Origin of the sequence: Paenibacillus wuxiensis (assembly GCF_040195695.1) — a bacterium.
Lineage (GTDB): Bacteria > Bacillota > Bacilli > Paenibacillales > Paenibacillaceae > Paenibacillus_B > Paenibacillus_B suaedae.
In genome coordinates this window covers 169,099-181,461 of record NZ_JBEFZI010000007.1, presented here as the reverse complement: position 1 = coordinate 181,461, position 12,363 = coordinate 169,099, and the positions used below count along the sequence as shown (strand labels likewise).

Genomic DNA, 12,363 nt, shown 5'->3' with positions numbered 1-12,363 from the left:
TAGACCCTTCACGACTTCATTCATGTTTATTCTTCCTTAGCTCTATCAGACGACAACACCTCCGACTCAAGGAGTATCGGAGGTGCTTCGTGTTTGATATTTTACACTTGCTCGACAATGACAGCGACGCCGTGGCCGCCGCCGACACACAAGGTGGCGAGCCCAGTGGCTGCTTGCCTGCGCTTCATGGCATGCAACAGCGTCACGAGGATACGCGCGCCGCTGGCGCCAATCGGATGCCCGAGTGCAATGGCGCCGCCGTTCACATTGACGATTGCTGGATCGATCCCAAGCTCACTGATGACGGCAATCGATTGGGCGGCGAAAGCTTCATTTATTTCCGCCAGGTCAATATCCGCCAGTGACATGCCCGCCTTCTTTACCGCCGCCTGCGCGGCTGATACAGGTCCCATGCCCATATAGGCTGGATCCACGCCGGTGCAGGCATAGCCGCGGACGCGCGCCAGCACGGACAGCCCAAGCTGCTTCGCCATACGCCCAGAGCAGACCACTAGCGCTGCCGCCCCATCGTTAATGCCGGAAGCATTTCCGGCTGTTACCGTGCCGTCTGCCTGGAATGCAGGCTTGAGTCGGGCCAGGGCTGCAGCCGTCACATCAGGACGGAAATGCTCATCGGCTTCAATCGTCGCCAGCCCCTTCTTGGTTCGAATCTCCACCGGCACGATTTCAGCGGAGAACTCGCTGCGCTCCCATGCCTCGCGAGCTCGCTGTTGACTCGTCAGAGCGAAGGCATCTTGCTCTTCTCGCGCAATGCCATATTTCGCCGCAATATTTTCCGCAGTTTTGCCCATATGAATGTCACATATCGAACAGGTAAGTCCGTCTTTGAGGATGCTGTCCTCAATTACCCCATTCCCAAGCCGGTATCCCGTTCTGCCTTGCGCCAATACATAGGGCGCAAGCGACATATTTTCCATGCCGCCCGCAACAATGAGATCTGCATCATCAGCCTTGATAGCCTGCGCAGCCATGATGACCGCCTTCAAACCTGAGCCGCATATTTTATTAATCGTAACGGCCGGCACCTCACAGGGAAGCCCTGCCTTCATTGCGGCCAGACGTGCTGGCCCTTGGCCGCTGCCCGCCTGCAGCACATTGCCCATGATCACTTCATGCACCGATCCCGGCTGCACCCCGGCTCGCCCCAGTGCTTCTGCGATAACCCGCGCTCCCAGTTCAACAGCCGGAACTTCGCTCAATCCGCCCATGAACGCACCGATCGGCGTTCGCACAGCGCTTGCAATTACAACGTCAGACAGATCGCCACCCCCATCTGCAATGCATTATTTAGTCACTGATAGTCACCGATAGTTACCGATAGTTACCGATAGACATTGATATTCACTGATAGACATTGATAGTTACTAAGTGCAATAGATAATCATTCAAGTCATCGCTATGCAAACATAGCTCGTTATATCCCAATACCAACCGTTCGAACATAGGTCAGCAATAAAGAAGCGCGCGATTGGTTCAAACCGATTTGACGCAAGGACCAAGAATATGCCGAAGCGCCTCGATGAACACCTGATTTTCCTGCTCCGTCCCTATGGATACACGAATCGTATCTGGATAGCCGAGCAAACTGCCCGCGCGCACCACCACGCCCCGCTCCAGTAACGAGCGGAATACGTCGTCACCAGAACAATTCAGCTTCACCATCAGGAAGTTGGCGTGCGATGGATAGCAGGACAGACCCAACTGCTTCAATTCCGCAACCAGCTTGGTTCTCTCCGCCTCATTCCGCCGGGCACAGTCTTCGGCGAACGTCGTATCTTCCAGTGAGGCAAGAGCCGCAGCTTGCGCCATCCGATTCGAATTGAACGGCTCCTTTACCTTGATCAGCTCCTGCACGATGCTCGGATGCATCATACCATAGCCTGCTCGCAGCGCAGCCAAGCCATAAATCTTAGAGAACGTGCGCAAGATGACCAGATTTGGATAGCTGGCAAGCAGAGGTATGGTCTGTAAGTTGTCCGGGTCGGATACATACTCGTAATATGCCTCGTCGATGACCAGCAAAATATGACGCGGTACCTGCTCGATGAAGGCAAGCAGCTCGCTTCGCTCTACAATTGTCCCGGTTGGATTGTTCGGGTTGCATATGAAGATCATCTTCGTCCTGCTGCCGATCGCCTTCAACATGCCGTCCAGATCATGAACGCCCTCGATGAGCGGCACCGCAACGGGAACGCCTCCCTCAATACGAACGTTCGTATCGTAACGAGGGAATGTGACATCGGCCATGATCGCCTCGTCCCCTGCGGCGATATAACTCCGCGTTAGTAAACGGATAATTTCGTCGGAACCATTGCCGACAATGAAATATTCAGGCTCCACGCCCAGATGAGCTGACAGCTTCGCCGCCAATTCGGGAGCGGTTCCTTCCGGATACAAGGCGCACTTCTCCATTTCGCGTACAATAGCCTGAGCGGCCAATTCCGAACAGCCGTACGGATTTTCATTGGACGCGAGCTTGATGATCTCTGTAAGGCCGAACTCCCTTTTTACCTCTTCAATCGGTTTTCCCGGCACGTACACGCCGAGCGGCTCGATTTCTTTTCTTGTCGGGATCTTGACAGACACTTGCATACACGCTCCTCCTTAGCCCTTTACTCCGATGCCCGAGGCGTTGCGTTCGCCGCGTTCAACGCTGGGCTTATTCGGAACGTCGCCTCGGTTTTGTGACGAATCTCTTCTACGTCAGCTCCTTGCTGTGTCTCGATCAAAACCATGCCTTCTTCGGTAAAATCAAATACGGCCAAATCGGTAATTAACCGATCGACGACTCGTTTGCCTGTCAGCGGCAAACTGCACTCGCGCTTAATTTTAGATTCACCATGCTTGTTCACATGCTCCATAATGACGACGATGCGCCGGGCACCATTCACCAGATCCATGGCGCCTCCCATGCCTTTAATCATTTTGCCGGGAATCATCCAATTCGCCAGATCGCCCTGTTCCGATACTTCCATCCCGCCCAGAATGGCGAGATCGATATGACCACCGCGGATCATGGCGAACGATTCGGCACTGTCGAAGTAGGACGCCCCCTCCACAGCGCTAACCGTCTCCTTGCCTGCGTTAATCAGATCCGGATCCTCGCTCCCCTCCAATGGGTATGGCCCGATGCCGAGCAGGCCGTTCTCCGAATGGAGCATCACATCGAACTCTGGCGGAATGATGCCTGCAATGAGGGTCGGCATGCCGATGCCGAGATTGACTGTCATCCCGTCCGCAATCTCCAGCACTGCTCGCCGCACGATGGCTTGACGTGCATCACTCATGCGAATCCCTCCGTTCCTTGCTGCGCCGCCGACTGGACAACGCGCCGTTCCACCCGCTTTTCATATCCGGTTCCGTGAAGTATCCGCTGCACATAGATACCAGGCGTATGAATATGATTCGGATCCAATTGTCCCGGCTCAACCAGCTCCTCCACCTCGGCAATCGTAATTTTACCTGCTGCTGCTGCCAACGGATTGAAGTTCTGGGCTGTCTTCCGGTAGATCAGATTTCCGAGCGTATCCCCCTTCCACGCCTTCACGAACGCAAAATCTCCGACAATCGCCTCTTCCATCAGGTATGTGCGGCCGTTGAACTCTTTAAGCTCCTTGCCTTCCGCTATCGGCGTGCCGACACCGGTAGCCGTATAGAAGGCCGGGATACCGGCTCCGCCCGCGCGAATGCGCTCAGCCAGTGTGCCCTGCGGAACGAGCTCAACCTCCAGCTCACCGTTCAGAAGCTGGCGTTCGAATATTTTGTTCTCTCCAACATACGAAGAGATCATCTTCTTAATCTGGCGGTTCGCGAGCAGGAGACCGAGCCCCCAATCATCCACGCCGCAATTGTTGCTCACAACGGTCAGATTCTTCACACCGCAGTCTCTCAGCGCCGCAATAGCCAGCTCGGGGATCCCGCATAGGCCGAATCCACCTACTATCAAGGTAGCGCCGTCTTGAATTCCCTTTATCGCCTCAGCGGCGGAATGCACGACTTTCCTATCCTTCATGCCATGCGCTCCTTTCATCAGCGTAACTTGAAGCTCTTACATCTTGCAGTCATTAACGAGCTTACACGGTTCGAGATGCTTCCGGCGACCCCTCGCACCAGCTGTACATGTATTGACTATCCTCGTAGGACAGTGCTTGCTTGACAACGCGCAGCGGACGGAACGTGTCGATCATGACCGCAAGCTCTGTCGTTTCCTTTTTGCCGATGCTGTCTTCGATCTTGCCAGGATGCGGTCCGTGCGGGATGCCTGATGGATGCAAGGTAATGGAACTTTCCTTCACTCCCTTGCGGCTCATGAAGTTGCCCCTGACATAATAGAGCACCTCGTCGCTGTCTACATTGCTGTGGAAATAGGGGGCAGGAATTCCATCGGGATGATAATCGTATAATCGAGGCACGAAGGAGCAAATGACAAAGTTATTCCCCTCGAAGGTCTGGTGAATCGGCGGCGGCATATGAATGCGGCCAGTTATCGGCTCGAAATCGGCAATATTGAAAATCCACGGGTACAAATACCCATCCCAGCCTACAACATCAAAAGGATGATGGTTGAATATATGCAGATGGATATATCCCCTAGACTTCGTTCTTACTTCGAATTCACCAAGCTGAGCGTAAGTCTCCAGCTTATCCGGCCCGCGGAAATCCCGTTCGCAGAACGGACTATGCTCCAAAAGCTGTCCATGCGGGTTGCGATAGCGCTTCGGCGTTGTAATCCAACTGTTCGTTTCCACGACCAGGAGCTTTGTACGTCCGCCCCCCAGCTCCGGTATGACGCGATAGATCGTGCCGATCGGTATGTTGATATAATCCCCTGGACGGTAATGGAGCGTGCCGAACATCGTCTCCACGGCACCCTCTCCTTCATGTACGAACAACAGTTCATCCCCGTCCCCGTTCCGGTAGAAATAATCCATCGGCCGATCGACGTTCACAGTCGCGATTAGCAGATCCTCATTGCCAAGCATATAGCGTCTGCCAGCGACAGCGTCGTCCGCATCCATGCAATCGCCAGTCAATAGATGACGGTGGCGAAGCGCCCCCTGCTCTTCGAACTCAATATCGAAGACGGCATGCACTTCCGCCTTGCTGATAGCCGTCGGTGGATAATGGTGATACAAGATCGACTGAATGCCAGAGAACCCCTTCGTTCCCATCACTTGCTCACGGTACAGGGTGCCGTCCGGCTTGCGGAACATCGTATGCCTCTTTCCAGGGATATCTCCCATTCGGCGGTAATAGGCCATGACACGAATCCTCCTCTTTCCAATTCAATACCGGTTGAGCGGCTTCTTCGCCTAACCGATGGTATTACGCAGCAAGCCAAGTCCCGTGACCTCTAATTCGACGACATCGCCGGGCTCCAGCCAGCGGTGAACCTCCGGCCCCAGTTCGAGAAGGCAGCCGGTTCCGACCGTACCCGATCCAATAATATCCCCAGGAAACAAAGTGACGTCTGACGATGCCCGCGCGAGCATGTCCCCGAACGTATAGTGGAGGTCGCGCATATTCCCTCGTGACAACTCGGCACCATTAACGCGAGCCGTCATCTCCAAGTCATGGCGCTCTCCTGTACGATACCGTTCGAGCTCGTCCTTGGTGACTAGATAGGGTCCTAGCGAGGTGGCAAAATCCTTGCCCTTGGCTGGGCCGAGGCCGACCTTCACTTCTTCCCGCTGGATATCGCGCGCACTCCAGTCGTTCATGATGCAATAGCCGAATATATAGGAATCAGCCTCTTCGGCAGTAATATCGCGTCCTTCCTTGCCGATGACGCAGGCCACCTCCAGCTCGTAATCCAGAGCGGAGGTGGCGGTCGGTTTGCGGATAAGCGCGTTCGGGCCTACAATGGCCTGATGGTTGCTAAAATAAAACACTGGGAACTGGTACCATTCCGGCATGATATCAAGTCCCCGTCTCCGCCTCGCCCCGATCACATGTGCTTCGAAGGCGTAGAAATCGCGGACGCTCGGCGGCTTCGGAAGCGGCGCGAGCAAGGCGACATCGGATACCGGATAGATGCCCTTAAGCGCGAGCATTGCCTTCGCATCAGAGCCAATGCGGCTGTCGATTCGCTCGGCCTCCTCCATATAATCCTCATGGCGGCGCACAAATTCCAGCAATTCGCTCGGCAGCCGCCCTGCACTGACCTCATGCATGTCGACGACGCAGCCTTCCCGCAGCCAACCAGAACGCGGCGAGCCGGTTCCAGTGTCAAATGTCACGAACTTCATAGAACCTCCCGCTCTCCGTATACCACTACTTTTTTCTTTCCAATATGAAGGTGTCAGAAGCGGCACGGGTGTAAACTTGGCCGGCCATGCGTCCAATCGGAAGCAGCTTCTCCATGTCGATTTTGCCATCGGCATACAGCTCGTCGCTGATATGCATCATTACGACCTTGCCGATAACAAGGCTGCCAGCGCCCGGCTGATCGCCGAAATGCAGGATATCATGGAGAACGCACTCCATGTGAATGGCACTTTCCTGAACCCGGTAGGGGCGAATGAGCTCGCTAGGGATCGGGGTCAAGCCCGTGACTTGGAATTCATCCACCTCAGGATCGAATTCAGCAGCTGTCTCATTCATCGGCTCGACAATCTGTTCCCCAACAATATTGACCACGAATTCACCGGTTGCTTCAATATTGACGAGCGTGTCCTTCTTGCATCCGTCCGTCCCTCGGCGCATCGGGGCGAAGCAGATCATAAGCGGGTCCGCGCAGATTGCTGTGAAAAAACTGAACGGCGCCAGGTTCGCCATACCGTTCGAATCGATCGTGGACACAAAAGCAATCGGTCGCGGCAGGATGGAGCCTATCATCAGCTTATAAGCGTCTCTCCAATGCAGATCATGCGGTGTAATATTCATGCGGCTTCTACTCCTTCCTGCGGCGCGGGGCTACAAGTTGCCGCGGCGCTCCTGCTCCCGTTCGATCGATTCGAACAAGGCCTTGAAATTGCCTTCGCCGAAGCCAATAGCTCCTTTGCGTTGAATAATCTCGAAAAACAACGTCGGTCTATCGACAAGTGGCTTCGTGAAGATTTGCAGCAAATAGCCTTCATCATCGCGATCCACCAAAATTTTCAATTCCTGAAGCTTGGCAATATCTTCGTCAATGCTTCCAACCCGTTCCGTCAGCATTTCATAGTAGGAATCGGGCGTGCTCAGGAACTCTACCCCGTTCTCGCGAAGCGCCGTAACCGTAGAGACAATATCGTTCGTCAGCAGGGCTAGATGCTGCACGCCTGCTCCTTTATAATATTCCAGATACTCCTGAATCTGCGATTTGCGCTTGGCAGTCGCCGGCTCGTTGATCGGGAATTTAATTCTGCCGCCGTTATGCATCACTTTAGACATCAAGGCCGAATATTCCGTGCTGATATCCTTGTCATCGAAATGAATCATTTGCTTGAAGCCCATCACATTTTCATAGTAAGCTACCCATTCTTCCATTTGTTCCACGTTGCCGACGACATGATCGATGCCGATCAGTCCGGACGATTGATGTGGTAGGGTGTCTTCGATAGATTGATAGCCAGGAAGGAATAATCCCTCGTAATTATCCCGCTCGATCAGCGTATGAATCGTATCTCCATATGTGCCGATGATTGCTTTTTTGACCTTGCCGTGCTCATCCGAATATTCGACCGGCTCCATAATGGGAATTCCGCCGCGTGAGACCGCATCCTTGTAAGCCTTTTCAACATTACTAACCCGCAATGCAACATCCTTGACCCCGTCCCCGTGCAATTTAACGAACTCGGCAATTGGATGGTCGTCAGAGAGAGCGCCAGAGAGTACGAACCGAATTTTATTCTGCTCGATTACATACGATACTTGCTCTCGGTTTCCGGTTTCCAGTCCAGAGTAGGCAATAGGGCGGAATCCATACCCTTTTACGAAATAGTGCATCGCTTGCTTTGCGTTCCCTGTATAAAGTTCAATGTAGTCGATTTCTTGAATTGGGAAAATCTCTTTCTCCGTTAATTCGAAAACCTCTTGTCTCTTCATTCAACATCCTCCTACACTCACATGGATTGCTTCCATTGAGAGTATATGATGGATACCAATATCTAGCAAAAGTGTACTCGAACGCGCCCATGCTCCAACGCACGGCGGAAGAACCGCGGCTGAACTGATACGCATGAATTCGGCGGGGATAAACCGCATCGACGCACTATCGCAGTGAGGAAGCTAACAAGTTGAGCGTATCTTCATTGAATTGAATGTGAAAGTTTTTTGAACAAATAGAAGGAAATAGACGTCTTCTTGTCAAAAAGTAAAGCGTAAGCGCATTCGTGGTATTCATTTCGAATTGGAGTTGATCGACGATATGTGTGCCAAGCGTTCCGGCGACCCGGCGATTGAGCAATTGCTGGAGGCCATTATGAAGCTGCAAAGCATTGAGGAATGTTATGATTTTTTTGAGGAATTGACGACACCCAAAGAACTGCAGGCACTGTCCCAACGGTTGGAAGTCGCCAAATTGCTGTTGAACGGCAACACGTATATGGAAATCGAAGCGGAGACTGGCGCAAGCACGGCCATTATTTCGCGCGTCAAGCGGATCCTGCACAATGGCAACGGAAGTTACCGGCTCATGCTTAGCAGACTTGAGCAGCAATCGTAATAAAATTCGGTGCTTACAGTGTTACGGGCTCGTCAAAGCCGACACATGTTAAGCGGGGGGAGTTAGCACATGTCGGCCTCTCTACCCGTCTTGCTTGACTTTTCGAGCCAAATTGGCCGAAGTGCGGTGCAACTGTCGCGCCCCGCATTTTGTTTTCAGCGTATGGGAGACAAATGCTGAATAAGCAGTATGCTTATTTTCCGCATCAGTCAGAGAACAACATTTCATTTGCAAGCAGCATTACGCTGCTTAATTTCCCTCTAAAAACCTGAACAACATATTCATTAGCTATACACTCGAAAATATCATCATGAAAAGTAAAAATATAGTGTTTTCTCGCGTCCCATAACTCTTGCTTAAAATTAGAGTGTACTGAATTGATTTTCTTTTGTTCATTTATCCAGGAAGAATTTTTGATTTCGTGCATCTCATAACCTTCAAGCCCATGCTCATAGAGCGGATGTCCATGCAATACTTCATCATTAACTCCACCGAATCTAATGCTGTAACACCTTTCAAATTGGATAAGTGCAACATAATCTTTCGATTGCGGATCAAGTACGTGAATGATGTTTGTACTTTCATCCCAATCGGGGTTACTAGTGCCTATATAGTATAATAAATAGGTTTTGTATCCATTTGAAACAACATGAGGAAGCGGAGCTCCAACATCCTGCGGAAATGTTGTTTTAATGGGTATAGCTGTTTCTTCACCCTTCAGTAAGGATACTTTCCTGTTCAATATTCTGCGCTCATCAATTAGGTCATACATTTCTTGATCTATTTTGTTTCTCTTTTTATTTAAAATGCTTTTTATTTGCGAAAGCCTTTGCTCGATCTCCATGATGCTCGCCATTAGTTCCTTCACGCCTCCTAATTTATCTAAATAAGAGATTTCGCCGCCCTCCCCCCTACAATCTTCCTTCGCTGCATGTCTCCCTGTCTCCCCGCACAAAATGAATCAGGGCTGCCTCTGCGTTATGAACACAACGCAGAGGCAGCCCCTCTCCTCACAGCAATTATACCTGCGGACCGGCAAGCTTGATTGATTCCGCTACATCGCTGAATTTCTCGAAATTGCGAGCAAAGATCTCCGCCAGTTGCTTCGCCTTACGATCATAAGCCGATTTATCCGCCCACATATTCCTCGGATCAAGCAGTTCATGGGGAATGAATGGTACTGCATCAGGGATAAGCATGCCGAATACAGGATGAGAAGTGAAGGCTGCCTTCTCGATACTTCCATTCATAATCGCCTTGACCATCGCTCTTGTGTACGACAGATTCATCCGCTCGCCAATCCCGTAAGGACCGCCGCTCCATCCTGTATTGACCAAATAAACCTTCACACCGTATTTCGTGATTTTGTCGCCGAGCATTTCTGCGTATACATCCGGTCTCAAGGGGAGGAATGGAGCTCCAAAGCATGCCGAGAATGTCGCTTCTGGTTCGACTACGCCGCGTTCCGTACCTACCATTTTGGATGTATAGCCGGACAGGAAGTGATACATCGCCTGCTCCTTCGTCAGCTTGGATACGGGAGGCAGGACGCCAAAGGCATCGGCGGTCAAAAAGATAATGACATTCGGATGGCCTGCGGTACCGGGAATGATCGAGTTATGAATATAATCAATCGGATAAGCGGCCCGCGTGTTCTCCGTTAGTGTATTACTATGGTAATCTGCCTCACCGGTTACGGTGTCAATCCACACATTTTCCAGGACAGAGCCGAACCGGATTGCATTCCAGATTTGCGGCTCTTTCTCCTGCGACAGCCCAATGCATTTGGCATAGCAGCCGCCTTCGAAATTGAATACGCCCGCATCGGACCAGCCATGCTCATCATCGCCGACTAAGCCGCGATCCGGATCAGCCGACAAAGTCGTCTTCCCTGTTCCCGATAATCCAAAAAACAATGCCGTGTCTCCATCCTCCCCGACATTCGCCGAGCAGTGCATCGGCATGACGCCACGGAAGGGAAGCAAATAGTTCAGCACGCTGAAAATCGATTTCTTTATCTCGCCTGCGTAATGGGTACCGCCGATGAGCACAGTCTTTCTTTCGAATGAGATCGCAATGAACGTCTCGGAATTCGTCCCGTCGACAGCGGGATCCGCCTTCATGCCAGGCATTGCAATCACAGTAAAATCAGGTTCATGAGTTAACAGCTCATTCGTTGTTGGACGTATAAACAATTGCTGAACGAATAAATTTTGCCACGCGTATTCATTAATAAAGCGGACAGGCAAACGATAAGCCAGGTCTGCCCCTGCATAACCGTCGAATACAAAGAGCTTGCGGTTCTTCATATAGTTGATCGTTTTGTTATACAACGAGTCGAATTGCTCAGAGGTGATAGCCTGATTCACCTCGCCCCAAGCGACATGGTCTGCTGTGTCCGACTCTCTGACGATGAACTTATCCTTCGGGGAACGTCCCGTATATTTGCCCGTTGTGACTTGCAAAGCGCCAGTCGAAGTCAGATGACCTTCTCCGTTGCAGAGAGCGGATTCCACCAGCTTGGCAACCGCCAGGTTCCTCTGAGATTCATCTACATACAGACCAGCCAATTGAGTGCTTTCCTTATTTTTCGCGATCACGGTTATCCTCCCTATTCCACTGTTACCGAGTTCTTGTTTCATCCCGTCTCCAACAACTAAGAAAATGTATATTTTATCCTTTTTCATTTAATGTATACTATAAATAAATAATACGCAATATATAAAAGCGAATTGGGTGAATCCAATTATTTATTACGTCATTTTGAAAATGTTTTCACAATAGACAAATAAAAAAGGTGTCAATGCTTCTCTAAGAGATGAACTCTCTTTTAAAAAAGCATAACACCTTTTTCCCCATTTCTGGCTTACTTCCCTCAGCTTCCTTGACGCTATCTCTTCTATATATAAGTCAGAAAATAGGATTAACTCCTACTTCGCCCAAACGGATCGCACAACAATTCCTTCATCACTCAACCGTTGCCGCAAGCTTTGGGCAAAGGCAAGCGCATGTGTGCCATCACCATGAATGCATACCGTATCGGCTTGAATCGCCACATCAACACCCTGGACAGCGTGGACAACCCCTTCTTTTACCATGCGAATGACCTGCTGTACCGCTTCTTCTGTAACCGTGATCAGCGCATTGGACTCCCGACGCGGCGTCAAAGAACCATCCGCTTGGTACGTCCGGTCTGCGAATACTTCATGCACACAGCGAAGTCCAACGACTTGTCCCGCCTTTACGAGCTCACTTCCCGATAGTCCGAATAACACCAGCTCTGGATTCATATCATGGACAGCTCGGGCAATCGCCTCAGCCAGCGCGCAGTTGCTTGCAGCCATGTTGTACAAAGCGCCATGCGGCTTCACATGCTGCATCTTGCCGCCAGCCGCTGTAACAAATCCGTATAGCGCCCCCACCTGATAGACGACCAAATCATAGGCTTCCTCAGGAGTGATGTCGAGGTTGCGCCGTCCGAATCCAGCTAGATCTGGTAGTCCGGGATGAGCCCCAATTGCTGCCCCACGCTCAAGTGCTGCTGCTACAGTCCGCTTCATGACGGATGGATCGCCAGCATGGAAACCACAAGCAATATTCACGGATGTTACGAACGGCAAAATTGCTTCATCCGAGCCAAGCCGATATGCGCCAAAGCTCTCTCCCATATCACAGTTTATATCGATTTGATGCAT

The 12,363-nt window shown here is 51.4% G+C and carries 12 protein-coding genes; 1 reads left to right on the top strand and 11 read right to left on the bottom strand.

From position 1 onward, the window contains the following. Positions 1 to 101: 101 nt before the first annotated feature. The 8 genes from ABN764_RS17320 to hppD form a co-directional block, all read right to left on the bottom strand. The gene (locus ABN764_RS17320) at positions 102 to 1,280 is read right to left on the bottom strand and encodes an acetyl-CoA C-acetyltransferase (protein ID WP_446672727.1); all 1,179 of its coding nucleotides are present in this window, start codon (positions 1,278 to 1,280) and stop codon (positions 102 to 104) included. Positions 1,281 to 1,494: 214 nt separating this feature from the next. Next, positions 1,495 to 2,613, bottom strand: coding sequence for a histidinol-phosphate transaminase (hisC, locus tag ABN764_RS17315; RefSeq protein ID WP_446672619.1), 1,119 nt, complete (start codon positions 2,611 to 2,613; stop codon positions 1,495 to 1,497). A 20-nt stretch (positions 2,614 to 2,633) separates the two neighbouring features. Continuing rightward, complete coding sequence (locus tag ABN764_RS17310; RefSeq protein ID WP_021256894.1) at positions 2,634 to 3,308, bottom strand: 3-oxoacid CoA-transferase subunit B; 675 nt, start codon at positions 3,306 to 3,308, stop codon at positions 2,634 to 2,636. Then, a complete protein-coding gene (locus tag ABN764_RS17305; protein ID WP_446672618.1) occupies positions 3,305 to 4,033 on the bottom strand; it encodes a CoA transferase subunit A in 729 nt (242 codons plus the stop codon). Before ABN764_RS17305 ends, ABN764_RS17310 begins: the two co-directional genes overlap by 4 nt. 61 nt (positions 4,034 to 4,094) lie before the next feature. Then, positions 4,095 to 5,282 (bottom strand): homogentisate 1,2-dioxygenase, encoded by a 1,188-nt coding sequence (locus tag ABN764_RS17300; protein WP_446672617.1) that lies wholly within the window; start codon positions 5,280 to 5,282, stop codon positions 4,095 to 4,097. Positions 5,283 to 5,333: 51 nt separating this feature from the next. After that, positions 5,334 to 6,269 carry a fumarylacetoacetate hydrolase family protein gene (locus ABN764_RS17295; protein ID WP_446672726.1) on the bottom strand — a complete coding sequence of 312 codons (936 nt, stop codon included), beginning with the start codon at positions 6,267 to 6,269 and terminating at the stop codon, positions 5,334 to 5,336. A gap of 25 nt (positions 6,270 to 6,294) precedes the next feature. Next, positions 6,295 to 6,906 carry a flavin reductase family protein gene (locus ABN764_RS17290; RefSeq protein WP_021256898.1) on the bottom strand — a complete coding sequence of 204 codons (612 nt, stop codon included), beginning with the start codon at positions 6,904 to 6,906 and terminating at the stop codon, positions 6,295 to 6,297. A 30-nt stretch (positions 6,907 to 6,936) separates the two neighbouring features. Beyond that, entirely contained in the window at positions 6,937 to 8,049 is a 1,113-nt protein-coding gene (hppD, locus tag ABN764_RS17285; RefSeq protein WP_072730438.1) for a 4-hydroxyphenylpyruvate dioxygenase, read from the bottom strand. Between the two features lie 322 nt (positions 8,050 to 8,371). Between hppD and ABN764_RS17280 the strand changes: the two genes are divergently transcribed. Continuing rightward, entirely contained in the window at positions 8,372 to 8,668 is a 297-nt protein-coding gene (locus ABN764_RS17280; protein WP_021256900.1) for a YerC/YecD family TrpR-related protein, read from the top strand. 205 nt (positions 8,669 to 8,873) lie between these two features. Here the strand turns inward: ABN764_RS17280 and ABN764_RS17275 are convergent, their stop codons facing one another. From ABN764_RS17275 to ABN764_RS17265, 3 genes are all read right to left on the bottom strand, one after another. After that, on the bottom strand, positions 8,874 to 9,524 hold the full coding sequence (locus ABN764_RS17275) for a hypothetical protein (RefSeq protein ID WP_268625885.1): 651 nt from the start codon (positions 9,522 to 9,524) through the stop codon (positions 8,874 to 8,876). Between the two features lie 163 nt (positions 9,525 to 9,687). Beyond that, positions 9,688 to 11,310, bottom strand: a complete 1,623-nt coding sequence (pckA, locus tag ABN764_RS17270) for a phosphoenolpyruvate carboxykinase (ATP) (protein WP_446672616.1) — start codon at positions 11,308 to 11,310, stop codon at positions 9,688 to 9,690. A 288-nt stretch (positions 11,311 to 11,598) separates the two neighbouring features. Continuing rightward, positions 11,599 to 12,363, bottom strand: a complete 765-nt coding sequence (locus ABN764_RS17265; RefSeq protein WP_446672615.1) for a LamB/YcsF family protein — start codon at positions 12,361 to 12,363, stop codon at positions 11,599 to 11,601.

Coding starts and splice junctions, on each gene's coding strand:
- hisC (WP_446672619.1), bottom strand. CDS start 2,613: ATGCAAGTGTCTGTCAAGATCCCGACAAGAAAAGAAATCGAGCCGCTC.
- ABN764_RS17310 (WP_021256894.1), bottom strand. CDS start 3,308: ATGAGTGATGCACGTCAAGCCATCGTGCGGCGAGCAGTGCTGGAGATT.
- ABN764_RS17305 (WP_446672618.1), bottom strand. CDS start 4,033: ATGAAGGATAGGAAAGTCGTGCATTCCGCCGCTGAGGCGATAAAGGGA.
- ABN764_RS17300 (WP_446672617.1), bottom strand. CDS start 5,282: ATGGCCTATTACCGCCGAATGGGAGATATCCCTGGAAAGAGGCATACG.
- ABN764_RS17295 (WP_446672726.1), bottom strand. CDS start 6,269: ATGAAGTTCGTGACATTTGACACTGGAACCGGCTCGCCGCGTTCTGGT.
- ABN764_RS17290 (WP_021256898.1), bottom strand. CDS start 6,906: ATGAATATTACACCGCATGATCTGCATTGGAGAGACGCTTATAAGCTG.
- hppD (WP_072730438.1), bottom strand. CDS start 8,049: ATGAAGAGACAAGAGGTTTTCGAATTAACGGAGAAAGAGATTTTCCCA.
- ABN764_RS17280 (WP_021256900.1), top strand. CDS start 8,372: ATGTGTGCCAAGCGTTCCGGCGACCCGGCGATTGAGCAATTGCTGGAG.
- ABN764_RS17275 (WP_268625885.1), bottom strand. CDS start 9,524: ATGGCGAGCATCATGGAGATCGAGCAAAGGCTTTCGCAAATAAAAAGC.
- pckA (WP_446672616.1), bottom strand. CDS start 11,310: ATGAAACAAGAACTCGGTAACAGTGGAATAGGGAGGATAACCGTGATC.
- ABN764_RS17265 (WP_446672615.1), bottom strand. CDS start 12,363: ATGCATCAAATCGATATAAACTGTGATATGGGAGAGAGCTTTGGCGCA.